The sequence below is a fragment of the Streptomyces sp. NPDC048277 genome (assembly GCF_040652235.1).
GTDB lineage: Bacteria > Actinomycetota > Actinomycetes > Streptomycetales > Streptomycetaceae > Streptomyces.
The window spans coordinates 53,185-78,652 of the sequence record NZ_JBEZLQ010000015.1 but is presented as its reverse complement, the minus strand read 5'-3'; the positions used below and the strand labels follow the sequence as shown (position 1 = coordinate 78,652).

Annotated in this window: 27 protein-coding genes; 12 read left to right on the top strand and 15 right to left on the bottom strand. The window is 70.3% G+C overall.

Going from position 1 to position 25,468, the window contains the following annotated elements; genetic code table 11:
- Positions 1 to 77: 77 nt before the first annotated feature.
- Positions 78 to 728, top strand: coding sequence for a hypothetical protein (locus tag AB0D85_RS30075; protein ID WP_362326920.1), 651 nt, complete (start codon positions 78 to 80; stop codon positions 726 to 728).
- Positions 729 to 737: 9 nt separating this feature from the next.
- Here AB0D85_RS30075 and AB0D85_RS30070 read toward each other — a convergent pair whose 3' ends face one another.
- The 4 genes from AB0D85_RS30070 to AB0D85_RS30055 all read right to left on the bottom strand — a co-directional run bounded on the left by AB0D85_RS30070 (position 738) and on the right by AB0D85_RS30055 (position 2,414).
- Entirely contained in the window at positions 738 to 1,184 is a 447-nt protein-coding gene (locus AB0D85_RS30070; RefSeq protein ID WP_362326917.1) for a hypothetical protein, read from the bottom strand.
- Positions 1,181 to 1,447 (bottom strand): hypothetical protein, encoded by a 267-nt coding sequence (locus AB0D85_RS30065; protein ID WP_362326915.1) that lies wholly within the window; start codon positions 1,445 to 1,447, stop codon positions 1,181 to 1,183. The genes AB0D85_RS30070 and AB0D85_RS30065 overlap by 4 nt, the downstream gene beginning before the upstream one ends.
- Before the next feature lie 75 nt (positions 1,448 to 1,522).
- Positions 1,523 to 1,870: a hypothetical protein gene (locus AB0D85_RS30060; protein ID WP_362326912.1), complete on the bottom strand. Its 348-nt coding sequence runs from the start codon at positions 1,868 to 1,870 to the stop codon at positions 1,523 to 1,525.
- A gap of 136 nt (positions 1,871 to 2,006) precedes the next feature.
- Positions 2,007 to 2,414, bottom strand: a complete 408-nt coding sequence (locus AB0D85_RS30055) for a hypothetical protein (RefSeq protein WP_362326911.1) — start codon at positions 2,412 to 2,414, stop codon at positions 2,007 to 2,009.
- Between the two features lie 115 nt (positions 2,415 to 2,529).
- Between AB0D85_RS30055 and AB0D85_RS30050 the strand changes: the two genes are divergently transcribed.
- The 3 genes from AB0D85_RS30050 to AB0D85_RS30040 are packed head-to-tail and all read left to right on the top strand — an operon-like array spanning position 2,530 to position 3,898.
- Complete coding sequence (locus tag AB0D85_RS30050; RefSeq protein WP_362326910.1) at positions 2,530 to 3,381, top strand: helix-turn-helix transcriptional regulator; 852 nt, start codon at positions 2,530 to 2,532, stop codon at positions 3,379 to 3,381.
- Positions 3,378 to 3,617 (top strand): DUF397 domain-containing protein, encoded by a 240-nt coding sequence (locus AB0D85_RS30045; RefSeq protein ID WP_362326909.1) that lies wholly within the window; start codon positions 3,378 to 3,380, stop codon positions 3,615 to 3,617. Before AB0D85_RS30050 ends, AB0D85_RS30045 begins: the two co-directional genes overlap by 4 nt.
- Positions 3,614 to 3,898 (top strand): hypothetical protein, encoded by a 285-nt coding sequence (locus AB0D85_RS30040; RefSeq protein ID WP_362326908.1) that lies wholly within the window; start codon positions 3,614 to 3,616, stop codon positions 3,896 to 3,898. The genes AB0D85_RS30045 and AB0D85_RS30040 overlap by 4 nt, the downstream gene beginning before the upstream one ends.
- Before the next feature lie 86 nt (positions 3,899 to 3,984).
- Here AB0D85_RS30040 and AB0D85_RS30035 read toward each other — a convergent pair whose 3' ends face one another.
- Positions 3,985 to 4,380: a hypothetical protein gene (locus AB0D85_RS30035; RefSeq protein WP_362326906.1), complete on the bottom strand. Its 396-nt coding sequence runs from the start codon at positions 4,378 to 4,380 to the stop codon at positions 3,985 to 3,987.
- Positions 4,381 to 4,551: 171 nt separating this feature from the next.
- On the opposite strand from AB0D85_RS30035, the gene AB0D85_RS30030 reads away from it, so the two are divergent.
- Complete coding sequence (locus AB0D85_RS30030) at positions 4,552 to 4,752, top strand: hypothetical protein (protein WP_362326904.1); 201 nt, start codon at positions 4,552 to 4,554, stop codon at positions 4,750 to 4,752.
- Here the strand turns inward: AB0D85_RS30030 and AB0D85_RS30025 are convergent.
- From AB0D85_RS30025 to AB0D85_RS30005, 5 genes are all read right to left on the bottom strand, one after another.
- Positions 4,739 to 6,115 (bottom strand): HupE/UreJ family protein, encoded by a 1,377-nt coding sequence (locus AB0D85_RS30025; RefSeq protein ID WP_362326902.1) that lies wholly within the window; start codon positions 6,113 to 6,115, stop codon positions 4,739 to 4,741. The two genes, AB0D85_RS30030 and AB0D85_RS30025, sit on opposite strands and share 14 nt — an antisense overlap.
- Entirely contained in the window at positions 6,112 to 7,398 is a 1,287-nt protein-coding gene (locus AB0D85_RS30020; protein WP_362326900.1) for a DUF3500 domain-containing protein, read from the bottom strand. The genes AB0D85_RS30025 and AB0D85_RS30020 overlap by 4 nt, the downstream gene beginning before the upstream one ends.
- A 305-nt stretch (positions 7,399 to 7,703) precedes the next feature.
- The gene (locus AB0D85_RS30015) at positions 7,704 to 9,506 is read right to left on the bottom strand and encodes a 5'-nucleotidase C-terminal domain-containing protein (RefSeq protein WP_362326897.1); all 1,803 of its coding nucleotides are present in this window, start codon (positions 9,504 to 9,506) and stop codon (positions 7,704 to 7,706) included.
- A gap of 221 nt (positions 9,507 to 9,727) precedes the next feature.
- Positions 9,728 to 10,339, bottom strand: a complete 612-nt coding sequence (locus AB0D85_RS30010) for a Uma2 family endonuclease (RefSeq protein WP_362327326.1) — start codon at positions 10,337 to 10,339, stop codon at positions 9,728 to 9,730.
- Between the two features lie 237 nt (positions 10,340 to 10,576).
- Positions 10,577 to 11,860, bottom strand: coding sequence for an adenylosuccinate synthase (locus tag AB0D85_RS30005; protein ID WP_362326895.1), 1,284 nt, complete (start codon positions 11,858 to 11,860; stop codon positions 10,577 to 10,579).
- A 197-nt stretch (positions 11,861 to 12,057) separates the two neighbouring features.
- Between AB0D85_RS30005 and AB0D85_RS30000 the strand changes: the two genes are divergently transcribed.
- Positions 12,058 to 12,909, top strand: coding sequence for a diacylglycerol kinase family protein (locus AB0D85_RS30000; protein ID WP_362326893.1), 852 nt, complete (start codon positions 12,058 to 12,060; stop codon positions 12,907 to 12,909).
- On the opposite strand, the gene AB0D85_RS29995 is transcribed toward AB0D85_RS30000, so the two are convergent.
- From AB0D85_RS29995 to AB0D85_RS29985, 3 genes are all read right to left on the bottom strand, one after another.
- Positions 12,887 to 13,495, bottom strand: a complete 609-nt coding sequence (locus tag AB0D85_RS29995) for a Uma2 family endonuclease (protein ID WP_362326890.1) — start codon at positions 13,493 to 13,495, stop codon at positions 12,887 to 12,889. The two genes, AB0D85_RS30000 and AB0D85_RS29995, sit on opposite strands and share 23 nt — an antisense overlap.
- A 35-nt stretch (positions 13,496 to 13,530) precedes the next feature.
- Positions 13,531 to 14,286, bottom strand: coding sequence for an ethanolamine ammonia-lyase subunit EutC (gene eutC / locus AB0D85_RS29990; protein ID WP_362327323.1), 756 nt, complete (start codon positions 14,284 to 14,286; stop codon positions 13,531 to 13,533).
- A 131-nt stretch (positions 14,287 to 14,417) separates the two neighbouring features.
- On the bottom strand, positions 14,418 to 15,806 hold the full coding sequence (locus AB0D85_RS29985) for an ethanolamine ammonia-lyase subunit EutB (RefSeq protein ID WP_362326887.1): 1,389 nt from the start codon (positions 15,804 to 15,806) through the stop codon (positions 14,418 to 14,420).
- 161 nt (positions 15,807 to 15,967) lie between these two features.
- On the opposite strand from AB0D85_RS29985, the gene AB0D85_RS29980 reads away from it, so the two are divergent.
- From AB0D85_RS29980 to AB0D85_RS29970, 3 genes are all read left to right on the top strand, one after another.
- On the top strand, positions 15,968 to 17,479 hold the full coding sequence (locus AB0D85_RS29980) for an APC family permease (protein WP_362326884.1): 1,512 nt from the start codon (positions 15,968 to 15,970) through the stop codon (positions 17,477 to 17,479).
- Positions 17,480 to 17,568: 89 nt separating this feature from the next.
- Positions 17,569 to 18,630 (top strand): DUF6801 domain-containing protein, encoded by a 1,062-nt coding sequence (locus AB0D85_RS29975; protein WP_362326881.1) that lies wholly within the window; start codon positions 17,569 to 17,571, stop codon positions 18,628 to 18,630.
- On the top strand, positions 18,623 to 20,740 hold the full coding sequence (locus tag AB0D85_RS29970) for an NACHT domain-containing protein (protein ID WP_362326878.1): 2,118 nt from the start codon (positions 18,623 to 18,625) through the stop codon (positions 20,738 to 20,740). The genes AB0D85_RS29975 and AB0D85_RS29970 overlap by 8 nt, the downstream gene beginning before the upstream one ends.
- Before the next feature lie 35 nt (positions 20,741 to 20,775).
- On the opposite strand, the gene AB0D85_RS29965 is transcribed toward AB0D85_RS29970, so the two are convergent.
- Positions 20,776 to 21,270, bottom strand: coding sequence for a MarR family transcriptional regulator (locus AB0D85_RS29965; protein ID WP_362326875.1), 495 nt, complete (start codon positions 21,268 to 21,270; stop codon positions 20,776 to 20,778).
- A 74-nt stretch (positions 21,271 to 21,344) separates the two neighbouring features.
- Between AB0D85_RS29965 and AB0D85_RS29960 the strand changes: the two genes are divergently transcribed.
- The 3 genes from AB0D85_RS29960 (at position 21,345) to AB0D85_RS29950 (ending at position 24,246) form a co-directional block, all read left to right on the top strand.
- Positions 21,345 to 22,250 (top strand): ABC transporter ATP-binding protein, encoded by a 906-nt coding sequence (locus tag AB0D85_RS29960; protein ID WP_362326872.1) that lies wholly within the window; start codon positions 21,345 to 21,347, stop codon positions 22,248 to 22,250.
- Positions 22,247 to 23,824, top strand: a complete 1,578-nt coding sequence (locus AB0D85_RS29955) for an ABC transporter permease (RefSeq protein ID WP_362326869.1) — start codon at positions 22,247 to 22,249, stop codon at positions 23,822 to 23,824. The genes AB0D85_RS29960 and AB0D85_RS29955 overlap by 4 nt, the downstream gene beginning before the upstream one ends.
- 203 nt (positions 23,825 to 24,027) lie before the next feature.
- Positions 24,028 to 24,246 carry a hypothetical protein gene (locus tag AB0D85_RS29950; RefSeq protein WP_362326866.1) on the top strand — a complete coding sequence of 73 codons (219 nt, stop codon included), beginning with the start codon at positions 24,028 to 24,030 and terminating at the stop codon, positions 24,244 to 24,246.
- Here the strand turns inward: AB0D85_RS29950 and AB0D85_RS29945 are convergent.
- Positions 24,236 to 25,438, bottom strand: coding sequence for a cytochrome P450 (locus tag AB0D85_RS29945; protein WP_362326863.1), 1,203 nt, complete (start codon positions 25,436 to 25,438; stop codon positions 24,236 to 24,238). The two genes, AB0D85_RS29950 and AB0D85_RS29945, sit on opposite strands and share 11 nt — an antisense overlap.
- Positions 25,439 to 25,468: the final 30 nt, after the last annotated feature.

The following is a 25,468-nucleotide window of genomic DNA, read 5'->3' as shown; positions in this document are numbered from 1 at the left end:
CGGTGCCGCACCGATTACTCTTCCCTGACGACCTGGCTGAGCACTTACTGTGAACGCGCTGATACGAGGAGCCCTCTTTGGCCTGTGACCTCTGGCTGGTACCGCTCGTCGACGTGTTGTGCCACACCCCGGACAACCCGTTCGCCGAGGAACTCGCGCAATACAACAAGGTGCTCGCCGAGGCCGGGCTGCCACCGGTGCCGGTGTACCAGTACATGCCGGGCCTGTCCGGCGAGGTCGCCCCGGTGGCCGGCTTCGACTACGACGCGCTCCATTTCCTCCGCCGCGCCTATCTCCTCCAGGTCTGCGGCCTGCCCGTCTCCCCCGTGGACGCCCTCGGCGGCGACTACGAGCAGCTCCTGGAGATGTTCGAGTCCACGGCCCAGCAGTCGCACCTCGTCTGGCACTACGACCACGCCGGCGCCTACGTCCCCGTCGACTTCCCGAGCCCTCTCTCCAGCGACGAACTCCTCGCGAGCGGCGGCCCGCTGGGCTCCTCCCACGCCCTGCTGCGCGAGCTGGAGTACGTCGCCCCGTCGATCGGCATAGACCCGGCGAACCCCCCGGCCCCGCCGCAGCCCCCCTCGGCCCCCACCGGCCTGGAGGAACCGGCGGTCCCGGCCCCCTACGACCCGAGCCCCTTCGCCCGCGAACGCCACGTGTGGCTGGGCCTGCACGCGGCGGCGACACGGAGCCTGGCCCAGGGCTCGATGATCGTCTTCAGCTGACGGGCGGGGTCAGTTCTGCTCGACGATACGGATGGTGCGGATGCCCGTGCCCCGGTACCGCATCGGCGTCCTGGTCAGCACGGGACGGCCGCGCGGCCACTCGACGGTCGGCAGGGCGAGGTGCAGCACATGGGCACCGCTCCAGTCGGGTTCGTCCTTGCCCTGCTCCGACTCGCCCGCCGCCGCCCGCAGCCGCTTGCCCACGGCGGTGGCCGCCGCGAAGTCGAGCCCTTCGATGTTGACGGACGGCAGCGCGCCGACGTGCTCCGCGACCCCGGCCCGCTCCCGCTCGGCGGCCGCCAGGCTCACCGCGGGGATGTAGACCCGCAGCGCGGGATCCTTCTCGGCCTCCACGACGAGCCGCGAGGCCATGCTGTTCCCGGCGCCGAGCGCCAGGGCCGCCGTGTCGTCGAAGATGACGGCACGCGGCAGCGGGTACCGCTCCCCCTCGGTCACTGGACCTCCCCGATACGCCCGGACTCGATGTCGGCCCACAACTCTTCGCCGGCCTTCTCGTCCTCTTCCGTGTAGGGCCTGCCAAGGAAGTGCTCCTCGACGTACGCCCTGGTCTCCTCGTACCGCTTGCGCAGCTCTTCCTTGGTGGGCGTGGCCCCGGCCAGCTCCGCCACGAGGTCCCGCATGCTCATACCGCGCTCCCGGGCGAGCTCCTGGAGGCGGTCACGGACGGCGGGGTCGACCTTGATCGTGGTGTCAGCCATGAGGACAGTATACTGGCGGTATACCGTCTCAGGGCGTACAAGTGTGACAGTCATCGACGTTCCTTTCTCTGGTTTCTAGGCCGCCACGGGACGGACTTTTTGCAATTCACCCGTTGGCGAGCCACATTCGTACGGCCTCTCGAATACCTCGCAGACCGTCGAGTACTGCCGGGTCACCGGGTCCCGCCGCACCACCCGCCGCAGATACCGGCGTTCCTCCAGTTCACGCAGGGAGGCGACGACCGACATGCACCCTTCCCGGCGCCGCTCGGCGATGATCCGCTCCGTGATCCAGCAGCCGTTCGGAAGGCACAAGAGGTACGCCAGTACGCCTACCGCACCCCAGGACAGACGTCGGTCCCGGGAAAGGGAGTTGGCGAGGGCTGCGAAGGCGCGCAGCGGCGCCGTACGATGAACGCGCATCGGAGGGCTGTCTCCAGTGTCGAGCCCCCGGGTGTTGGCGCACCGCGGGGGCAATCTGTTGATCGTGACTTTAGGGCCACGCAAAGCGCCGCGCGCAAGCCGGAATCCCTTTTTCCTGTCCGCTTGTTGACGCATTTCACTCCGGCGAGTGAAGCGCGGTCCGCAGCAGTCGCGTGTGCACGAAACGGTCGGGACAGGTCGGCCGGTAGCGCCACGACAACGGCCAGGTCATGTCGTCCAGCGCGGGGATCGGGATGTACGACACCCGGGCCGGAACGGCGGTCAGTCTGGTCACCTCCGCAGGCCAGGGCAGGTGATCCGTACTCCCGGCGGCGACGAGGAAGTACACACACCGCCGCCCACTCGCGACCTCGATGACGGGCCCGGGATCACCCCCGGTCATCTCCGCGAGCCGGTCGGCGAGCCGCCGCCCCCACGCCCCGTCGTCCACACGAACGGCATCGAACTGCACGCCGGCCTTGCGGAGTTGAACGCCGGAGGCGGGCAGCCAGCCGAGGTTTAAGGGGTCACTTTGCGTGTTCATGGGACCAGTTTCGGCAGGTACGGCTACCGTCGCCATAACCCAGAGTCAAGAGCTGCAAACTCTGGGAATTCGGGGTCCGGTAGTTGTGACCGTTTGAGTTCGTTTGAGTTCGGGGGTGACCGCATTGACGCGGGCGGAGAACAAGGCCGAGCCAGGTGCCACGGCACAACTCCTGGCCGCTCTCGCGAAGGCATTTCGTGAGCAACAGGAGCTGACTCAGGAGGAATTGGGGAAGCGGATCGGCTACACCGGCTCCGCGATCAGCGCGATGGAGACGGGCGCGCAGCCGGCCAGCGACAAGATGCTCGCCAAGCTGGAGGAGGCGATCGGCGGCGGGCTCGGGATCTTCGAGAAGGCACGCAAGTTCGTACTGCTGGACAAGTATCCGGCCCAGTTCAAGAACTTCGCGTTGGTGGAGCAGGAGGCGGTGACGCTGTCGTCGTACCAGACGTTCGTGGTCGACGGCCTGTTCCAGACGCCGGAGTACGCGCGGGCGTTGATCGGCGGCGGCTTTCCGAAGCTGCCGGAGGAGAAGGTGGAGGAACTGGTCGAGGCCCGGGTGGCACGGCGGGCGCTGTTCGACCGGGCAGACCCGACGGCCATGGTCGAGGTGATCCTGGAGGAGTCGGTGCTGCGGCGGCCGTTCGGGAGCTGGGAGGTGCTGCGTGACCAATTGCGGTCGCTCGCGGAGGACGCCCAGAGGGACAATGTGAGTGTCCAAGTGCTGCCGACGGACCGGGGGTTGAAGGCCGGACACGCGGGGGCACGCGGCGACATGAAACTGGTGGAGACCAAGGAGCACCACCGCCTGGTCTACATGGAGATCGAGGACGAAAGTGTGCTGGTCAGCGATGCCGCGAAGGTCGCTCGCCTCGCCCACCGATATGCGAAGATCCGAACCCAGGCACTGAGCTCGGACGACTCGCTGAGCCTCATCCGGAAGTTGGCAGGAGAAGAGCGGACATGACGAGCACCCTGCGTTGGTTCAAGTCGAGCTACAGCGACAGCGGGGGCGGCGACTGCGTCGAAACCGCCTACACCTGGCGCAAGTCGTCGTACAGCAACGACAGCGGCGGCGATTGCCTCGAAATATCCCCCTGCCCCCACGCCATCCACATCCGCGACTCCAAGACCGGCCCCGGCGGCCCCCACCTCACCGTCTCCCCCACCACCTGGGCCGCGTTCCTGGAGTCGGCCGAGTGAGCGCGAGCGGTCCCGTGGACGCCGAGATCCTGGCGGTGGTCGACGCCGTCGAGCGGCGCGCCTCGGATCGGGGCGAGGCCCTTCCGGCCCTCCGCTCGGTGCGCAACCTCGTGGTCAACGACGAGGCGGAGCTCGCCATCGACTACCTCGTCAACACGGCCAACGCGTTCGGGCTCCCGCTCCGGCAGGACGAGCACGAGCAACTCATGGCGGCAGCCGCCCGGCTGGACTACGCCGACGCCGTGACAGACCTCGATCCCCGGCTGCTGCAACGCCCCTAAGGGGCGCGGGGAACTGCGCGACCAGCCACGACGGCGCCGCAGACGACCGACAGCGCACAGCGGCACTCCCAGCGGAGCTGGAGCGCTCAACCGAAGACGGTGAACAGGGCCAGTGCCGGCCCCGCCGCGTAGACGAGCACGCCTACTGCCAGGGCGGTCCACGGCCTCCGGGCCTGCACCGCCCCGAGCACGACCGTGACCACCGCGGCGGCCAGCGCGACCCACGGCCCGAACAACGCCACGAGCATCCACCCGCCGGAGTCGTCGCAGAACCGCGCCGTCCCGGCCGAGGTGCCGCAGCTGTCACTGGCGAACAGCATGCCGAAGGACAGCAGCCCGTTGACGGCGACCGCGGCGGCGAGCAGCAGCCCGGCCACCACGGCGAAGACCACCCGGAGGGGCCCGCCCGACGAGGGCGAGGGGTGCGGCGGCGGGAACCCGGGGCCGTAGGGCGGCGGGTACGGGGACGGCGGAAGGCTCATGCTCCCAATCTCGCGCCCGCCCGCGGGACTCCGCCTGAGTACGGCTACTCAATCGCGTGTGCAACGGCCCCTTCTCCGGAACCCCGGCCGCCGTTTTCGCCGTCTTCCGGTCCGGCGGGGCCGATCGGCATCCCGCCGCCGACCGAACCGCCCCGACCGTGAGGATCCGCCATGAACATGATCGCCGTGCTGTCCCTCCTCCTCGTCGCCGTGATCGGCGGCTGCGTCTGCGTCTGGTGGGCGGCCCGTGGTGGCCCGTGGTGGGTGCGGGCTCTGGCCGTGGTGACGTTGGCGGCCGGTGGGGTCCTGCGGGCCGGCTCGAAGCGGTCGCGGCGTAAGAGCGACGGCTCGGGCGTCATCATGGGCGGCTGAGCACAGGCGGTCTTCCGGCGGTCTCCGGCCGGGCACGGGCGCGCAGGCGGGTCGTCAGGGTCCAGGCGGTCGCGGCGAGAGCCGTGATCGCCAGGGCTACCAGGAGCAGCGTCGTATGCGAACCGGCGCTGTCGGCCGCGCGGGCCACGGGGTTGGGCAGGCCGAGGCGGTCGACCAGCCAGCCGAGGGCCGCCACACCGGTGAGCGTCGCGCCGGTCAGGCGCAACGCGGGCTGGACCCGCAGCCGGGCGAGGACCAGCAGGGACGGCAGGGCCAGGCAGACCAGCAGGAGCTGGACCAGTTCGATGCCGAGGTTGAAGCCGAGGAGGCTGGTCACCAACTGGCCGGTGGACAGGTGCATCTCGGCCAGTACGAAGGAGAACGCCATGCCGTGGCCGAGGCCGAAGACGCCCGCCACGACTGCTTCCCGGCCGGGGAACAGGGGCCGTATCGCATGGATCGCACCGACCAGGATGCTCGCGGCGATGAACGCCTCCACCGGCCAGGACGGGATGTCGAGCCGGCCCAGGGAACTCGCGGCCAGGGCGGCCGAGTGGCCCGCGGTGAAGGCGAGGGTGATGCCTCCGATGCGGGCCAGTGCCTTGCGGGGGCCCACCAGGCCGGTCCAGCGGCCGCCGGTGGCGGACAGCGGCGCGGGCAGCAGCAGGATCAGCAGGAAGAGCAGGTGGTCCGTGCCGGTGAGGATGTGGTTGCCGCCCAGTTCGAGCATGGCGACGAAGCCGCGCCAGGCGCTGCCGGCGCCGAGGTCCACCTTCAGGGGCGGGACCTTCATGTGCCGGACGTCGAGTTCGATCGTGCCGACCTGGGTGGTGCCCTCGCCGTCGACCTTTCCGGCCGACCAGTCCTGACGGACCGTCACCAGGATCACGTGGGTGACGACTTGGTGGACGATCACGTCGTAGTCGAAGGTGAAGTGGCGTACGTCGGCGCCGGCCGGCGGGGTGAAGGTGGCCTTGGCGGTCAGCTCGCGGTACGGGCCGGTGGAGGTCTGCTGGGTGCGGCTGAGGCTCAGCGCGCCGATGCTCACCCGCCAGGCCTTGCCCTGGGTGGTGGTCGGGTGGATGTGCTTCAGCAGGTAGGTACGGATCGCCGCGGCCCGGGACGGTAGTCGGGCCTTGGTTGTGTCGGTGAGGTCGATGCCGCTGGCCCGGGAGAAGTCGCTGACCGGCAGCTCCAGGCGGGCGGAGACCGAGGACTGGTACACGTCGAGCTGCACCACCGAGTGCGGCATCGGATGCGCGGCGGCCGGCGACGCCCCGAGGAGGAGCGCCGCCGGTACCGCGATCGCGATCCCGGCCACCAGGCGGAGCACTGTGGTCAGCCAGAGTCGCGGTCCGGTCATGAGAAGGAGAACTCGCCGCCGTAGTCGCGGGTGTGGTCCCGGTACACGGTGTGGTAGTGGACCTTGTCCCGGAACACGACACCGTCCTGGCAGACGAACTCGATCCACACGCTGGGACCGTCGATGCGCACGTAGTCGCCCTGGGTGTCCAGGCCCGTGCCGCCGGAGTAGGAGATGTACGTCTGGTCGAGTTCCTTGGCGTACGTCTTCATGAGCTTGTCGGCCGTGGCCTCGTCCGCGACGGACACCCACGGCTCGATCGCCGCCAGGATTAGCTTCTTCTGCTTCGGCGACAGCTCGCTGACCTTGATGCCCTCCTTGGTCTCCGGGAAGTCGCCGTCCTTGCTCGGGCCGAGCAGCACGTCGCTGAACGACTCGGACAGCTTGGCCTCGGCCAGCTGCTCCGTGGTCAGGCTCGCGGTCAGCTTGAGCATGCCGTTGCGGTACTTCGCCAGCGGCGCGTACGTGGTGCCGTCGTCCGCGGTCCAGCTGGAGGGCTCGACGCCGGTGAAATAGGGGCTGGCGCCGGAGACCTTGCCGTCCTTGTACGTGATGTTCACGGCGGTGTGGTGGCCGCCGAAGTGGAGCTGCCAGGTGCCGGTCGCCGACGGGGTGCCCAGGAACGACAGGAAGTAGAGACCGCTGCCGTACCCGCCACCGCCTCCGGCACCGCCGGACGGCGGGGCGCCGGTGGGGGCGTCCGTGGGAACGTCCGTCGCCGTCGCACTCGGGTCCGCCGAGGCCGAGTCGGTCGCCGTGTCGGTCGCCGTGGTGGAGGGGGCGGCCGAGGGAGCGTCCGTCGGCGCGCCCGCGGTGCTGGTGGCCTCCGCCGAGGCGAGCACGTCGTCGGCCATGAGCGTCTGCATGACGTGGTCGTAGCCGGTGTCCTTGCCGTCGCCCAGCGCCACCTTCAGCACATGCTCGGCGGCGGCCAGCTGGTCGTCCGTCAGGGTGCTGAACTCGATGCCGTTGCGGCAGGACGCGCCGCACGGCAGGTTCGACCAGGCGGTCGCGTTCGCCTGGGTGAAGTCCAGCAGCGTCGAGGACTGCTGGTCGGTGGTGAGCGTGTTGAGGAACGCGTTGGCGGCGGCGACCACGGCCGCGACGCCCTTGGCGTTCTTGTTGACGGGGCGCTGCACGCCCACGCCGGATTTCTGCGCCCCTTCGGTCGACGCATTGGCGACGGCGAATCCGCCGCCGACCAGGACTATGGCCGTGGCAGCACCGGCCACACCCCGCCAAGTCCGTCGCGTACGCACCTGACGGGTTCTTTCTCGGCTCACGAACCTCTCCTTTGGAGACAGGGTGGAGAAAGGCATGTAAAAACGCAGCGGCCTTACGGGAAGCACCCGTTGGCCTGCTGTGACGCCAGGGACAGTACCAACAACGACGTGGACACTCAACGCGTGAAAGGCGGCTGAAGAACGACTTCGAATCACCTCCGAAATTCTTCAGAATTCACAGCTTTAAGATTTCACAGACTGAGTTGAATTCACTGGGGGAACTAACAGGTTCCGCTTATTCGGCAAATAAAAAAGTGGCGGTCCCACACGAGGTGGAACCGCCACGAATCAGGAGACAGCGACCGCTAGAACACCGGCGTGCCGTCCTGCGTCAGTTTCCAGTTGACGGCTGCGAAGGCCGCCGGGTCGATCGTGCCCTTCGCCGTGGCGTAGGCGATCATCAGGTCGCGGACCTGGTTGGTGGAGCTGTACGCGGTCTCGGCGGCGGCGATGTGCGGGTAGCCGGAGCCGCCGTTGGCGCGGTAGTTGTTCACCGCGACGACGAAGACCTGGTCGTCGGCGACCGCGGTGCCGTTGTAGGCCAGGTTCTTGATGCGCGAGCCCTCGGCCGCCGCGATGTCGATCTCGTAGGAGACGCCGGCCGCCATGTCGTACATGTAGTCCCAGAAGCTGTCGGCGTTGGTGAGGGTCGTGGTGTCGACCGCCGTGCCGGACGGGACCTGGTGGTAGTACTTCGCCGCGTACTCCAGGTAGTCCTTGAGCTGGGCGCCGGTGAGCTTCTTGCCGTAGAGGGTGTTCTCGTAGACGTAGAGGCCCGCGACATCGCGGATCGTCACGTCACCGGCCGGGATGCTGGCGGTGCGGCTGAAGCACGCGGCGACCGAGATCAGCGGGAGCGCCGCGTCGGCCGCCGACAGGCCCGCCTTCACCGCGTCCATCTGGACCTGCTGGATGAAGTCGATGGCGGGGACGTCCTTCCAGCAGGCCTCCGCCGTCGACATCGCCTCGGTGCACGTGCCGATCGCGGTGTTGACGTACTTGACCACCGCGTCGTGGTCCGCGGTGAGGAGTTCGGTGATCCGCGGGTCCTCGTCGACCGTGTTGCTGTTCAGGGTCGTCGCGGTCTTGCTGGTGATCTTCCAGCGGCCGTGCTCCAGTTCCAGCTCGAAGTCGAAGACCGAGAGGCGGTAGCCGTAGCAGTACGGCTCGGAGAGGAGGACGTCCTCGCCGGTCTCCTCGTTCTTCACGGTGTAGGTGGGGACGTCGACGTGGGTGTGGCCGACGAGGATCGCGTCGATGCCCGGCACCTGCTCGGCGACCAGGTTGGAGGCGTTCTCCACGTACGGGAGTTCGTCGCCCCACGAGGTCGAGCCGTCCAGGCCGGAGTGGTCGGTGAGGAAGACGACGTCACAGCCGAGGGCGCGCAGCCGGGGCACGTACTTCTTCGCCTGCTCGACCAGGCCCGGGAAGACCAGCTTGCCGGAGACGTTGTCCTTGTCCCACAGGGCGATGCCCGGGTTGGTGAGGCCGAGGATGCCGACCTTGATGTCCGGGGCGCCGGGCACCCTGATCCGCTTGACGGTGTAGGGCGGGAACGCGGGCTTCAGCGTCTTCGCGTCCAGGGCGTTGGCGCCGAGCAGCGGGAAGTGGCACTGCTTCTCGAAGGTGCGCAGCAGCTCCACGCCGTAGTTGAACTCGTGGTTGCCGAGGGCGGCGGCGTCGTAGCGCATCTCGTTCATGGCGACCGCCATGGGGTGCTTGACGCCCTTGGTGATGGGGTCGACGTTCGCGTAGTAGGCCGCGAGGGACGTGCCCTGGATGATGTCGCCGGCGTCGACGAGCAGGACCCGGTCCTCGCCCTTCTGCTCACGCAACTGCTTGACGAGGGTGGCGATCCGCGCGATGCCGTACGTGTTGCCCTTGCTGTCCTTGTACGCGGCGTTCGTGTAGTAGTCCCAGTTGAAGACGTGACTGTGCAGGTCGGTGGTGCCCAGAACGGAGAACGACCAGGTACGGGGCTTGCAGTCGGGCTTCTTGGTGGCGGCCTCGGCGGTGCCGGTGCCGAGCGTCCCGGCGACGGCGACCGCCGCGCCGGTCACGGCCGACTTCTGCACGAACTCACGGCGGTTCAGGGGAAGGGCGGGCATTCAGGGCTCCTGGGGCTCTAGAGGCACGATCGGACGGGCGCGGCGGCGGAACTACCCGCGTAGATGCTTGCCTTCGCCCATTACCGGCGTAACCACGAACGCCCCAAGGGCCGGTCAAGGATTCCCAAGACCGGCCCAAGTGCGGCTGTGAACACATGCCCTACAGGGACGAGTTGATCTCGATCGTGCCACCCGTCCGCGCAACTCGTCCGGCTCGGCCTTCAGTCGACGTCATTCGGGGACCGCTTGCGCGGGACCAGGGCGGTCAGGTCGATGTCGATGTCGAAGGGGACGGTGACCGTAAGACGCTCGCGGTGGATTCCTGTGGCGACATAGGTCCGCGTCGTCTCGTCGAGCTCGTAGACGTGGACGACCGGAAGCCCCTTCTCGTCCTCCACACGCCAGTAGTGCCGGATGCCCGCCTGGGCGTATTTGAACGGCTTGATACCCCGGTCGCGGTCCTCGGACTCGTCGGACACGACTCCGACGACCAGGGCGACTTCCTCCGGCAGGTACCCCGTCCGGTCCGGATCGAAAGACACGGTGACGGCCAGGACGTCGGGTTCGGGGCGCGTCTTCCTGTCGATACGGATCGTCATCTCCCGATCCGCGTCGAACCCCCGCGGAGCCTGCTCCCGGAGCGCCCTTGTCACGTTTTCGACAACGCGGGCATGCCAGGACCGCTGGGGAGACATCATGAAGATCAGGGCCCCGTCGATCAGTTCGGTGTGGCGCGGCAGGTCGGGTGCATGATCGAGATCATCAGCCTCCCACCCGCTGGGCCGCGGAGGCCGCATCCACTCCGGCAGGGCCTCCCACGCGGGGACGCTCATCGCGCGCTCCTTGCCCGTCGGTATCCCGAACTCAGTATTCCGCAGGGTCCGGCACTCCAGATGTGTCCTCGGGCCTGTGGCCCGCACGGCCGTGGACACGGTCACCAGGGAGTCGAGATCCTTCTCCCGCACCGCATCGCGCCCGAACCGCACCACACCGATCGCACCGACCCGACCGCGCCCCGTGTGTGGCGGCGGCCGACACCTGGGTCAGGGCCGCCGCCACACACGTCGGGCCTACAGGAACGAGTTGATCTCGATCGTCTCGTCCCGGCCCGGACCCACGCCGATCGCGGAGATCGGGGCGCCGGACATCTCCTCCAGCGCCTTCACGTAGTTCTGGGCGTTCTTGGGCAGGTCCGAGAAGGACTTGGCCTTGGTGATGTCCTCGGACCAGCCCGGCAGGGTCTCGTAGACGGGCTTCGCGTGGTGGAAGTCGGTCTGCGAGTACGGCAGCTCCTCGACCCGCTTGCCGTCGATCTCGTACGCCACGCAGACCGGGATCTGCTCCCAGCCGGTGAGGACGTCCAGCTTGGTGAGGAAGAAGTCCGTGAGGCCGTTCACGCGGGTCGCGTAGCGGGCGATGACCGCGTCGAACCAGCCGCAGCGGCGGTCACGGCCGGTGGTCACACCCCGCTCGCCGCCGATACGGCGCAGCGCGGCGCCGTCCTCGTCGAAGAGCTCGGTCGGGAACGGGCCCGCGCCGACGCGGGTCGTGTACGCCTTGAGGATGCCGATGACCCGGCTGATCTTCGTCGGGCCGACACCGGAGCCGGTGCAGGCACCGCCGGCGGTGGGGTTCGAGGACGTCACGAACGGATACGTGCCGTGGTCGATGTCCAGGAGCGTGCCCTGGCCGCCCTCGAAGAGGACGACCTTGTTCTCCTCCAGGGCCTGGTTGAGGACCAGGACCGTGTCGGCGACGTACGGAGCGAGCTTCTCCGCGTAGCCGAGCAGCTCCTCGACGACCTGCTCGATGGCGATGGCACGCCGGTTGTAGAGCTTGGTGAGCATCTGGTTCTTGACGTCGAGGGCCGCCTCGACCTTCTGGGTCAGGATCGACTCGTCGTAGAGGTCCTGGACCCGGATACCGACCCGGTTGATCTTGTCGGCGTAGGTCGGTCCGATACCGCGCCCCGTCGTACCGATCTTCCGCTTTCCGAGGAAGCGTTCCGTCACCTTGTCGACGGTCACGTGGTACGGCGTGATGATGTGCGCGTTACCGCTGATCATGAGCTTGGACGTGTCGACGCCACGCTCGTTCAGACCGCTCAGCTCGGAGAGCAGGACCGACGGGTCGACGACGACACCGTTGCCGATGACCGGAACACACGTGGGCGAGAGGATTCCGGAAGGGAGGAGATGGAGCGCGTACTTCTGGTCGCCTACGACGACCGTGTGGCCGGCGTTGTTGCCACCCTGATAACGCACCACGTAGTCGACGGATCCGCCTAGCAGGTCCGTCGCCTTTCCCTTGCCTTCGTCACCCCACTGAGCACCGAGCAGCACAAGTGCGGGCACGCGCGTACACCCCTTCCGGGCGGGGCATGTCCAAGGTCAGGGGCGTACGCGTAAGGTTCGTCGCCGCGTACCACCGCGACCGTCGTTGGCCGCACAACCGTCGGACCGGATGCCCCGGAATAGACGAAGCCCCTGGCGCAATAGCGCAAGGGGCTCTTGCACAGTGATGCTACCCGAGGAAGCGAGGCACGACCGAGGTGGCGACATTCGCGACGTCCGGTCAGGCGTCTGATCAGCTGCTGGTGATCATCGATCCGGCGGCGAGGGAGACGGACGGGGAGTCCGTCCGGATCGCGAAAGACGTGCTCAGCGCGGGTGCGACCGCGAAGGTGTGCATGCCGGACGGGCCCGAGGAATTCGCCCGTGCACTGTCCCGCAGGGGCTCGAGGCGGCCGGTTGTCATCGGTGACGACGGGGCGCTGGTCCGTGCCGTGACCTTTCTGCACCGGCAGCGGGAGCTGGCCGGATGTGCGCTGTCGGTGGTCCCGGTGGGCGGCGCGCTGAGCGTCGCGCACGCGCTGGGGGTGCCCGCCGGTGCGGTGGCGGCGGCGCGGACGGTCCTGGACGGCGTGGAACGGCGCCTGGACCTGCTGGTCGACGACAGCGACGGGGTGGTCCTCGGCGCGCTGCGGATCCCGCCCCTGGCGGCCGCGCGGGAGACTCCGGAACCGGCGGCGGCACGCGGCTGGCTGCGCCCGTACCAGCACCTCGTCCGCTCCCTGTCCACCCGGCCGGCCCCGACCGTGCCCCGCCCCGGCGCCGCGCGCCTGCGTGTCGAGGTCGACGGCGAGACGGTGATCGACCTGGACCAGCCGGTGGAGGGCATCTCGGTGACCCCGGGCGCCCGCGGCGGCCTGGCGGAGGTGGAGGTACGGCCCCTGTCGGTGGGCGCGGAGGCGACCCCGGTACGGGCCGCGGGCCGCACGGTGACGGTGATCGGGGCGGACTTCCGCTACCGGGCGGACGGCGGGGTGGCGGGTCCGGTACGACGACGCACCTGGCGCGTGGTGGAGGGGGCCTGGGGGCTTACGGTGCCGGGGGGTTCGTAGCGGGGGCTTGGAAGCCGGTGGTGTCGAGGGTGCAGTCGAAGGGGGCCGGGATGGAGAGCTTTTCTCCGAACGGCCTCGTGTCTCGTGACTCGTACCCCTTCGCCGAGGGGTTCCAGAACACGGTGGCCAACTCCTCCTGCATGTCGAGGAGCAGATAAACGGGAACTCCCGCCCTTCCGTAGACCGTGACCTTGTCCGTCAGGTCATCGTCCCGTGTGGAGCTGGAGGTCAGCTCACACGCCAGAAGCAGGGCCTCGCCGTCTCGGCGGTTACTGGTCGTCCGAGAGATGCGTCGGGGTGTTACGTGGATATCCGGTCCGTATGCGCGTTCGTCCCCTGGAAAGACGTAGAGAAACGGGCCGATGCTGATGCGGTGGTCTTCGGGGAGGTGAGACCGCAACTGATCACAGACCAGCTCCATGACGTCCTCGTAATAGGACTTCGACCACGGCGACAAGACGATGCTCCCCCTGATGATCTCGGCCCTGTAGCCGGGCACATCCAACTCGTCGAGGGTGTTCAGCAGATCCTCGAAACTGTGGGGTTCGGTGCCGCTTATCGTCGGTCGCTCAGTCATCAACGTCATGATGCGCCCTCCCCGTGATGCAGACCAGACGCCACTCAGCGTAGCCGGTCGAGCACATCTGCGTGATCGCTTTCGTCCTTGAGCTCCACCCCCGTGAGCCCCAGCTCCCGCCCCCTCGCCATCAGTGCCGCCAGCTTCGTCGCCGCCGTCTCGTACGACAGGCCCAGTGGCGGCCGGATGTTGGAGAGGCAGTTGCGGTCGGCGTCCGTCGTCGCCCCCGGTGTCGGCCGGTAGGTCAGGTACGCGCCCAGGGAGTCCGCCGCCGACATGCCGGGGCGTTCGCCGACCAGGACGACCGCCATCGTCGCGCCCATCGCCGACGCGATGTCGTCGCCGAGGGCCACCCGGGCCTGTTCGGCGAGGACGACCGGGGCGATCCGCCAGCCGGGCAGGCGGGTCGTCGTCGCCCGCACCATCGCCGCCGCGTGCTCGTGCACCGCCCGGCTGGAGAGGCCGTCGGCGACGACGAAGACCACGTCCCAGGGGCCGACCGGGAGGTGGGCGCGGTCCGTGGGATCGAGGCGGCGGCCCAGGTCGGGACGCTGGAGGTAGGTCAGCCGGTCACCGGCCGCGCTGCGCACCCGTACCGTCGGCATCCCGGTCAGCGCGGCCGCGACCACCTCCGGTGCGAACGGCGAGTGCACCGCGTCCCGAGCGGCCGCATGGGCGGCCTGGAGGCCGAGGCGGTGGCGGGTGGGGAGACCGGAGCCGGCGCGGCCGAGGCCGATCCTGGCCTGGGTGTGGCGGCGGAGCAGCGGCCACAGCTCGTCGGGTTCGGGTCCGGCGGCCATGCCGGTCGTGCGGCCGGTTCCCTTCCGGTCGTCGTCGGCGACCACTCCGGTCATGCCGCCCCCTGCCTGCCGGGCTCCGTCGACGGTCGTCCGCGTCAGTGCGGTTGTCTCGGTCACCTGGGTCCTCTCGGTCATGCGGCCAGTTCCCTTCCGATGGCCGTCAGCGGATGGCCGTTGACCTCGCGCAGGCCGCCGGCCTCGTCCAGCAGGCCCATCGATTCCAGCCAGGCCTCGAACTCCGGGGCCGGGCGCAGGCCGAGTACCTCGCGCAGGTAGAGCGCGTCGTGGTACGAGGCGGACTGGTAGTTGAGCATGATGTCGTCGCCGCCCGGGGTGCAGATCACGAAGGACGCGCCGGCCACGCCGAGCATGGTGAGCATCGTCGCGATGTCGTCGTCGTCCGCGTCGGCGTGGTTGGTGTAGCAGATGTCCAGGCCCATGGGCAGGCCGAGGAGCTTGCCGCAGAAGTGGTCCTCCAGGGCGGCGCGCAGGATCTGGCGGCCGTCGTAGAGGTACTCCGGGCCGATGAAGCCGACGACGGTGTTGACGAGGAGCGGGTCGTAGCGGCGGGCCACGGCGTAGGCGCGCGCCTCCACCGTCTGCTGGTCCACCCCGTGGTGCGCGTCGGCCGACAGGGCGCTGCCCTGGCCGGTCTCGAAGTACATCGCGTTGCGCCCGACCGTGCCCCGGTCCAGCGCGCGCACCGCGTCGTACGCCTCGTCGAGCAGAGGGAGCGTCACGCCGAAGGACGCGTTCGCGGCCTGGGTGCCGGCGATGGACTGGAAGACCAGGTCGACAGGGGCGCCGCGCTCGATCAGGTCCACGCTCGTCGTGACGTGGCACAGGACGCAGGACTGGGTGGGGATGGCGTAGCGGGTGATCACGCCGTCCAGGAGGTCCAGCAGGGCGTGTACGGCGGCGGGGCTGTCGGTCGCCGGGTTGATGCCGATCACCGCGTCGCCGGAGCCGAGGAGGAGGCCGTCGAGGAGGGCGGCGGCGACTCCGGCGGGGTCGTCGGTGGGGTGGTTGGGCTGGAGGCGGGTGGCGAGCCGGCCCGGGAGGCCGATGGTGGAGCGGAAGGCGGTGACGACCCGTACCTTGCGCGCGACGGCCACCAGGTCGGCGTTGCCCATCAGTTTGGAGACCGCCGCGGTCATCTCGGGGGTGAGCCCGGGGGCGAGGGCGGCGAGCGCGGCCGTGTCCGCCGCCTCCGACAGCAGCCACTCGCGGAACTCGCCGACCGTCAGCCCGGCGACCGGCGCGAACACGGCCGCGTCATGGGTGTCCACGATCAGCCGGGTCACGTCGTCGTCCTCGTACGGGATCAGCGGCTCGGCCAGGAAGCGGGCGAGCGGCACCTCGGCCAGCGCCCAGCGGGCCGCGACCCGCTCCTGGGCGGAGGCCGCGGCGAGGCCGGCCAGCCGGTCGCCGGAGCGTTCCGGGCTCGCGGCGGCCAGCAGCCGGGCGAGCGAGCCGAACCGGTAGCGGTGGCCGCCGAGGGCGGCGGTGTACGTGCTCATGGCGGCGACCGTACGAGGGGCGTGTTGCCGCCAGATTTCCCATGGCCTTCTAAAGGTATGAGTGACAAACATTTAACGCACCGACGCCCCTGGCCGACTCATTCGGACTACAGAGTTCCGGTCCAGTACCGCACCGGACCACCAGGAGAGGGGCCAGCCCGATGGCAGTGGACGAGGGAGTCGCCCCAGGGGCGAACACCAGCGAGGAAAGCGCCGTTCACCGGCTCAAGCCGAACGCCATCGGCTTGCTGGGCGTGGTCTTCATGGCCGTCGCGACGGCCGCGCCGATCACCGCGATGACGGGCAACGTGCCCTTCATGGTGTCGGCGGGCAACGGCATCGGCGCCCCGGCCAGCTACCTGGTCGCAATGGTCGTCCTGGCAATCTTTTCTGTCGGCTTCACGTCGATGGCCAAGCACATCACCTCCACCGGCGCCTTCTACGGCTTCATCTCCTACGGCCTCGGCCGCACCGTCGGCCTCGCCTCCGGACTGCTCGCGACCTTCGCGTACGTCGTCTTCGAGCCGGCACTGATCGGCATCTTCTCGGTGTTCGCCAACACCACGCTCAAGGACCAGACCGGCCTCGACATCCCGTGGTGGGCCTTCGCGATCCTGATGCTCGCCATCAACGCGACCGGCACCTGGTTCGGGGTCTCGGTCGCCGAGAAGCTCCTCGTCGTGCTGCTGGGCACGGAGGTCACCGTGCTCGCGGCGATGGCCATCTCGGTCGCCCTGCACGGCGGCGGCCCGCACGGCTTCACCTTCGGGCCGGTCAACCCGGTCAACGCCTTCAAGGGCACGTCCGCCGGTCTCGGCCTCTTCTTCGCCTTCTGGTCGTGGGTCGGCTTCGAGTCGACGGCGATGTACGGCGAGGAGTCCCGCGACCCGAAGAAGATCATCCCCAAGGCGACGATGATCTCGGTCCTCGGCGTCGGCGTCTTCTACGTCTTCGTCTCCTGGATGGCCATCATCGGCAACGGCGAGTCGGAGGCGGTGAAGGCGGCCTCCTCCGCGAACCCGCTCGCCCTCTTCTTCAACCCGACCGAGCACTACGTCGGCCACTGGGCGGTCGTCGTCATGCAGTGGCTGATGATCACCGGCTCGCTGGCCTGCGGCATGGCCTTCCACAACTGCGCCGCCCGCTACATGTACGCGCTCGGCCGCGAGGGCGTCCTGCCGAAGCTCCAGCGCACGATCGGCCGTACCCACGCCGACCACGGCTCCCCGCACATCGCGGGCCTGGTGCAGACGGCGATCTCCGCCGTCCTGATCGCCGCGTTCTGGATCGCGGGCAAGGACCCGTACAACGCCCTCTACGTCCTGCTCGCCATCCTCGGCACCATGGCGATCCTGGTCGTGCAGGCGGTCTGCTCCTTCGCGGTCCTCGCCTACTTCCGCAAGAACCACCCCGAGAGCCGGCACTGGTTCAGGACCTTCGCCGCCCCGCTGATCGGCGGCGTCGCGATGCTCGCCGTGGTCGTCCTGCTGGTGTCCAACATGGGCGTCGCGGCCGGCGCGGAGTCCGGCTCGCTGCTGCTGAAGGCGACCCCCTGGCTGGTGACCCTGGTCGCGGCGACGGGCATCGGCTACGCGCAGTACCTCAAGCGCCGTTCACCCGAGCGGTACGCGCTGCTGGGGCGGACGGTGCTGGAGGAGACCAAGGAGCGGTAGGGGCGGGCGGGGGTGACGGTTCGTGGAAGCGGGGTGAAGGTTCCGCTGCCCGTACAGACGTAGCGCACCTGTCTACGTACGGTGCGTACATGCCAGGTGAGTTACGGACCGGCCGTACGGTCGCCGCAGCAGTCGCCGGTGCCGTCCTCGTCGTCGCCCCGGCCGTCGCCCCCGGGACCGCGAGTGCGGCAGCCGCGCCCCGCACCTTCCAGTACACCTGCACCTTCGGGCTACTCAGCGGGCAGTCGATGACGGGGTCGGTCGTGTGGAACGTCTCCGACACCCACGTGGTCGGGCGGCCGACTCCACGGCTGCCGGTGGCCGCGTCGGCGACGGTCGGGGGACTCATCCCGCCCGCGCTGCGGACGGCCGGGGCGACGAGCCTCGAAGGCACGGCCAAAGTGCACGCCGTCGTGGCCGCGCCGCAGGGAGACATGGACATCACCGTGCCGATGGACGTGCCCGTGACCCAGATCCCGCCCTCCGGGTCGATAACCGTCCCGGCGAACGGGACCGCGCCGTCGCTCACCTTCACGAAGGCGGGCCCCGCGAAGATCCTCGCCGGTGACATCGAGATGCGTGTGACGCCGCGGCAGGCGGACGGCAGCGAGACGCAGCTGGGCACGGTGAACGCGTCGTGCAGCGTGGACTCGGGCCAGGACAGGGTCGTGTCGTCGTTCCGGATCCGGCCGGCCTCGTCACCGACGCCGACGCCGACACCGACGCCAACCACGTCATCGCCGTCCAACGGGTCGGGGTCGGGGTCGGGATCGGGCGGCGGGGCGCATGGATCCGGGTCCGGTGCGGGTTCCGGGACGGGTTCCGGGTCCGGTTCGGGTTCGGGGAACACGGGGACCGGGGGCTCTCAGGGTTCCCACCAGGGCGGTGCCTCCCGCAGCCCCGATCCCGGCGGGTCGGCCGGCGCGAGCGGTTCGACGTCCCCGTCCGCGTCCCCGTCCGCGTCCGCGTCGGCCGTCGCGGGCGGTGCGCCGACCCTCGCCGCGCCCAGGACCGACTCCGACGACCGCACCCGCGCGCAGGACCGTACGGCCTTCCCGGTCCCGTTGCGCGCGGCGCTCGCGGTGCTGGCCGTGGCCGGGGCCGCGTTCGGCAGCGCGGTGTGGTTCCGGCGCCGGGGTGACGATGGCTGAGGGCGCGGCGGGCGGCGAGGAGCAACCGGGGCGCACCACCAACGCGAGCAACTACGGCGAGGGACCGCAGATCGTCGCCGAGTCCGTCGGCGTGGTGAACAACTACGGTTACGGCTCCGGCACCGGCGGTGCGCCGCAGGACGAACTGACCACGGCGGCGGCCGAGTTGGCGGACGCGGTGTGGACGCGCTGGGACGCCGAGGCGGCCGAGCACGGCCTCCAGGACCCCGAGCCGCGGCTGCGGGTGCGCTGGACGGCCGTCGCCGGGCGGGTGGAGTCGGACCACCCCGAAGTGGTCTGGCAGGGCCGGACCGAGGAGGACCTGACCGGGGACCTGGACGACATCGCCCACGTCTACGGGCTGCTTCCCGCCCCCGGCCGCCTGGTGGTGCTGGGCAGGCCCGGTTCCGGAAAGACGTGGCTGGGCGTGCGGTTCGTACTGAAGCGGCTGGCGGAACGGCGCGGTGGCGCACCCGTCCCGGAGATCTTCAGCCTGGGCTCGTGGAACCCGCAGGAGGTCTCGCTGAACGACTGGCTGAGCCGCCAGTTGAGCCGTGACCAGCCCTGGCTGACCGCCGCCACCCGCGACGGGCGGGCGACGCTCGCGGAGCGGCTGGTGGGCAGAAAGCTGATCCTGCCCGTCCTGGACGGGTTCGACGAGATCCCCGACGGCCTCCGGCGCGAGGCGCGCGAGGCACTCGCCAGGACATCGCTGCCGTACGTGCTCACCAGCCGCCCGCAGGAGTACCGGGACGCGGTGCGGGATTCCAAGGGACTGCACGGCGCCGCCGTCGTGGAGCTGTCCGATCTCTCGCCGGCCGAATCGGTGCGGTATCTGCGGCTCAGCAGCCCGACGGACGCCGGGTCCGGCTGGGACCGGGTGGAGGAGGCCATGCGGCGCGATCCCGGCGGCCCGCTGAGCCGGACGCTCGCCACCCCGCTGATGGTCGCCCTGGCCGCGGCGGTCCACGGCGAGCGCGGGGCGGGCGGGACGGAGGGGGCGAGTTCCGCGGACGGCCCGGACCGCGGCCCCGAGGCACTGCTGAAGGCCGCCGCCACCCCGGACCTGGAGAGCAGGCTGCTCGCCGCGTTCCTGCCCTCGGTGTACCGGCGCCGGCCCGGCGAGCGGCATCGGTGGAGCGCGCGGCGCGCCCAGCGGTGGCTCACCTACCTCGCGCACGATCTGGAGCGGCGCGAGCAGCCGACCCGCAACCTGGCCTGGTGGGAACTCGGCACGACGCTGCCGCCCCGGCAGCGGACCGCCGTGATCGCGTTCCTCGCCGGGCTGTCCTTCGCGTTCGTCACCGCGGTCGGCAACATCCCCGTCGACCTGATCGGCGCCCACCTCGGGCTCGGTTTCGCGGTGCGGCGCGGGCTGGTCGTCGGCGCCCTGCACGGGCTGCTGCTCGGCGCGGCGTGCGGCTTCATCTACCACCGGGCCAGCGGCAACGACCTGCTGAAACCGTCACCGATCGAGATCACCCTGCGCCGTGAGGCCCAACGGCGGCTGCGGGACGGGCTGTTGAGCAGGATCGCCATCGGTTCGCTGGTCGCGCTGGTGGGCGCGGTGGCGATCGTCGCCGTCGACCGGTCCGTGGTGCCGTGGCTGGGACTCGACGACGGACAAGGCGGCGGACTGGTGTCCGCGGCCCAGTTGCCGCTGATCTTCTGGCTCGGGACCGGGCTGGTGCTCGCGATCACGGCCTGGCTGGAGGCGCCGGTCGACGTGGACAGGTCCGTGAGCTGCGTGGACCTGCTGCGGATGAACCGCAGGAACGTGCACGCCCACATCGGCGTCTGGGCGCTCGTGTTCGGCTTCATCGCCTGGTTCGGCGGCAGCTTCACCGAGACCCCGCTGCGCAGCATCCAGCTGGGGCTGGTCTTCGGCATCGAGGGCGCGTTCGGGGGCGGCCTCGGATACGGGCTCTGTCTGACCGCGTGGGGGCAGTGGATCGCGCTGGCCCGGGTCTGGCTGCCGCTGACGGGACGGCTGCCCTGGCGCCTGGTCACGTTCCTGGAGGACGCGTGCGACCGGGGGGCGTTGCGGCGGACGGGGGCGGTGTACCAGTTCCGGCACGGGCGGTTGCAGGACCACCTCACGAACAGCTGAAGCGCACCCGCCGAGGGGCCCCGGAGCAGCGCGCTTCACTCCTGCCCGAAGCGCTCCTCGCGGCGCACCCGCCACCGCTCCATCATCTGCGCGATCTCCTCGTCCACGAACTCGAAGAACGCGAGCGTCTCGGCCATCCGCCGCCCCGCCGGGGTGTCCGCGCCGAGGCTGCTCACGCCCTCGCGCAGCGCCCCCTCCCAGCGCTTGATCACGGCCTCCCGGTTGGTGAGCGCCTCGTACCACTGGTTGCTGTGCACCCGGTACCGCTCCCGCCGCGACCCGGGCTCGCGCTCCCGGGCCACCATGTGCTGCTGTGCCAGATAGCGCACCCCGCCGGACACCGCCGCCGGGCTGACCTGGAGCTGCTCCCCGAGTTCCGCCGAGGTCAGGGTGCCCGAGTCGGAGGACAGCAGGGCCGCGAAGATACGCGCCGGCATGCGCTGCATCCCGGCCTCGACGAGCTGCGCCGCGAAGCTCTCCACGAACATGGAGACCGCTTCCCGGTCCCGCCCCACCGCATCCGTAGTCATGGTCACCACCCTAGCGACGGTTTCTACACTTCCTTAACTTCACAAGTTTCTGAAAGAAGCGTACGTTCTGAAGCATGACGAAGGCAATCACGGTCGCCGGGCTCCACAAGTCCTTCGGCCGCACCCACGCCCTGGACGGCCTCGACCTGGCCGTCGAGGCCGGCGAGGTGCACGGCTTCCTCGGCCCCAACGGCGCCGGCAAGTCCACCGCCATCCGGGTCCTGCTGGGCCTGCTGCGCGCCGACTCGGGCGCCGCGCAGATCCTGGGCCGCGACCCGTGGACGGACGCCGTGGAGGTGCACCGCAGGATCGCCTACGTCCCCGGGGACGTGACCCTCTGGCGCAACCTCTCCGGCGGTGAGGTCATCGACCTGTACGGCCGACTGCGCGGCGGCCTCGACAGGTCCCGCCGGGCCGACCTCATCGACCGCTTCGAGCTGGACCCGACGAAAAAGGGCCGTACCTACAGCAAGGGCAACCGCCAGAAGGTCGCCCTGGTCGCCGCGTTCGCCTCGGACGTCGACCTGCTGATCCTCGACGAACCGACCTCGGGCCTCGACCCCCTGATGGAGGAGGTCTTCCAGCGCTGTGTGGAGGAGGAGCGCGACCGCGGCCGTACGGTCCTGCTCTCCTCGCACATCCTGAGCGAGGTCGAGGAGCTCTGCGACCGGGTGAGCATCATCCGCAACGGCCGTACCGTCGAGTCCGGCTCCCTCGCCGACCTGCGCCATCTCACCCGCACCAGCGTGACCGCCGAACTGGCCGGTCCGCCCAACGGGTTGGCGCACCTCCCCGGCGTGCACGACCTCGACGTGCAGGGCCACCGGATCCGCCTCCAGGTCGACAGCGACCATCTCACCGCCGTACTGCGCTCGTTGAGCGAGACCGGCGTACGGTCCCTGACCTCCACGCCCCCGACCCTGGAGGAACTCTTCCTGCGCCACTACCAGGACGAGACCGAGCGGGTGGCGGCCCGATGACATCCCCTGTATCGCTCATGGGCACCGGCACCCTGCTGCGCTTCGCGCTGCGCCGCGACCGGGTGATGACCCCGGTCTGGATCGCGGTGAACGCGCTGATGGTCCTCTCCATGCCGAACACCCTGAAGAGCCTCTACGGCACGGAGTCCGAACGTACCGATCTGGTCCGCCAGTTGGAGACCAACGCCTCCTTCCGCGCCCTGATCGGCCCGATCCACGACACCTCGATCGGCGGCCTGACGGCCTGGCGGGTGGGCGTGTACGCCGGGCTCCTCGCGGCCGTCACCAGCCTGCTCATCGTCGTACGGCACACCCGTGACGAGGAGGAGACCGGCCGCGCGGAACTGCTGGCGTCCGGCGCGGTGGGCCGCCGGGCCTCCCTGACGGCGGCCCTGCTGGCGTCGGCCGTGGCGAACGGGGTGCTGGCCCTTCTCGTCGCCGCCGGTCTGGCGAACCAGGGCGCCGCCGGCGCGGCGGCCTTGGGGCTCGGCGTCGGCGCGGTCGGCATGGTCTTCGCGACAATGGCGGCGATCGTGGCTCAGCTGACGGAGAGCGCGCGGCTGGCCAGGGGGCTGACGTCGGCGGTCCTGGACGCGGCCTTTGTGCTCCGCGCGGCGGGCGACTCGGCGAGCACGGACGGCGGGTCGGTGTGGACGTGGCTCTCGCCCCTGGGCTGGCTGGAGAACCTCCGCCCCTTCGCCGCCGAACGCTGGTGGGTACTGCTCCTCTTCGCGGCGGCGGTGCTCGTGCAGGCCGGAGCGGCCTACGGGCTGGCCGGCCGCCGCGACCTCGGCATGAGCTTCTTCCCCGCCCGCCCCGGTCCGGCCGCCGGCCGCCTCGGCTCCGCGGCCGCCCTCGCCTGGCGGCTCCAGCGGGGCGGGGTGCTCGGCTGGTCGCTCGGCTTCTTCCTGGCGGGCGTGATCTACGGCGGCCTGACGGACGGCGCGGCCGACCTGGTCGGCAACAACAAGAACGCCCGCGAGATCTTCGAGCGGATGGGCGGCCAGAGCGGGCTGACCGACGCGTTCCTCGCCTCGATGGTCGGCATGCTGGGCCTGATCGCCGCGCTCTACGTCGTGGCGTCCGTCCTCCGCCTGAACGGCGAGGAGACCTCGGGCCGCGCCGAACCCCTGCTGGCCTGCGCGGTGAGCCGGCTGCGCTGGGCGGCCGGCCATCTGGCCATCGCCTTCGGCGGCTCGGCCCTGATCATGCTGCTGGCCGCGGCGGGCTTCGCCGTCGGCTACGGCCGGGAGGTGGGCCCCATCGTCGGCGCCTGCCTGCTGCAGCTCCCAGCGGTGTGGGTGATCGGCGGCCTGGCACTGCTCCTGTACGGCGCCGCGCCCCGCCTGGCCCCGGCCGCCTGGGGTGTCGCGGTGGCGGTCCTCCTGATCGGCTGGGTGGGCCCGGCCCTGAACGCCCCGCAACTCGTCCTCGACCTCTCCCCCTTCGGCCACCTCCCGAAGCTGCCGGGCGGGGAGATGACGTGGACGCCGGTGCTGGTCCTGCTGACGCTGGCCGGGGGGTTGACGGCGGCAGGGCTGATGGGGCTGCGCCGCCGGGACCTGACGGGATGACCCGAGGGGTGGCACACGACCGGGCGCCTGACCGGCCGACGGCCAATCGGCTGGGCGGCCGGCCAGCTGCGGGCCTGACCGGCAGAGCGCCAGGCGGCCGGGCGGTGGGCCGCCGGGCTCCCGACCGGCTGGCGGCTGGGCAGTTGGGCAGTTGGGCAGTTGGGCGGGAACCTCCGTGCGGCCCGCGCACGTCCCTCCCTGGCATGGGACAACGTATGCAGGCCGCGGCGGGGTGCCTGACCGCGGCCGTCGGCGCGGGGGCGGGGCTCGCGGTGTGGGCGGTCGACGTCCGGTCGCGGCTGTGGCGCTTCGAGCAGGCCCCGGACTGGAGCGTCCTCTACGCCGAACTGCCGCTGGCCGTCCTCGGCGGAACCGCCGCCGCACTCGCCGTCTGGGCCCTGGTCCACCGGTTCAGACCGTGACGGCGAGCCCCTCCAGCCCCCGGATCACGAAGTTCGGCTTCCGGTTCGGGTCGGCGGCCAGGTTCAGCGTGGGTGCCTTCTCCAGCAGGGCCGTCATGGACGCGGCCAGTTCGATGCGGGCGAGCGGGGCGCCGATGCAGTAGTGGATGCCGGCGCTGAAGGAGATGTGCGGGTTGTCGGCGCGGGTGAGGTCGAGGCGGTCGGGGTTCCGGAAGACGGCCGGGTCGTGGTTGGCGGAGCCGAAGAGCATGGCGATCTCGGCGCCGCGCGGGATCGTGGTCCCGTCGATCTCGATCTCGTCCAGCACCCAGCGTTCGAAGAGCTGGAGCGGGGTGTCGTAGCGCATCAGCTCCTCGATCGCGGTGGGGATCAGGGAGTGGTCGGCGCGGAGGGCGGCGAGCTGGCCGGGGTTGCGGAAGAGGGCGTACCAGCCGTTGACCGTGGCGTTGACGGTGGCCTCGTGGCCGGCGTTGAGGAGCAGGACGGCCGTGGAGATCATCTCCTGCTCGGTGAGGCGGTCGTCCTCGTCGTGGGCGGCGATGAGTCCCGAGATCAGGTCCTCGCCGGGCTCCTTGCGCCGCTCGGCGATCAGTTCGCGCAGGTAGTCGGAGAACTCGACGGAGGCCCTGACCGCCCTCGCGGCCGTGTCCTCGGACGGGTTCAGCTCGTACATCCCGCAGATGTCGGCCGACCAGGGGCGCAGCGGGGCCCGGTCGGCCTCCGGGATGCCGAGCATCTCGGCGATGACGGCGACGGGGAGCGGTTCGGCGACATCGGTGAGCAGGTCGCCGCCGCCGTCGCGGACCAGCCCGTCGACGAGTTCGCCGGCGAGCCGGGCGACGTACGGCTTGAGCCGCTCGACCGTGCGCGGGGTGAACGCCTTCGACACCAGGCGGCGGATACGGGTGTGGTCCGGGGGTTCGAGGTCGAGCATGCCGTGGTCGTTGAGGGTGTGGAACGGCTCGTGTCCGGCGGGCGGTGCCGTCCGCCCGAAGTCCTCGTGCGTGAACCTGTGCTGGTACGTCCGCCCCAGGCGCCGGTCCCGCAGCAGCGCGGAGACGTCGGCGTGGTGCGGTACCAGCCACTGGTGGGTGGGCTCGTAGTACTGCACCCGGCCCCGGGCGCGGAGTTCGGCGTAGGAGGGGTACGGGTCGGCGAGGAAGTCCGGGTCCCAGGGGTCGAAGGCTGCCATGGACGGACGTTAGACCGACGGTCCCCCTCC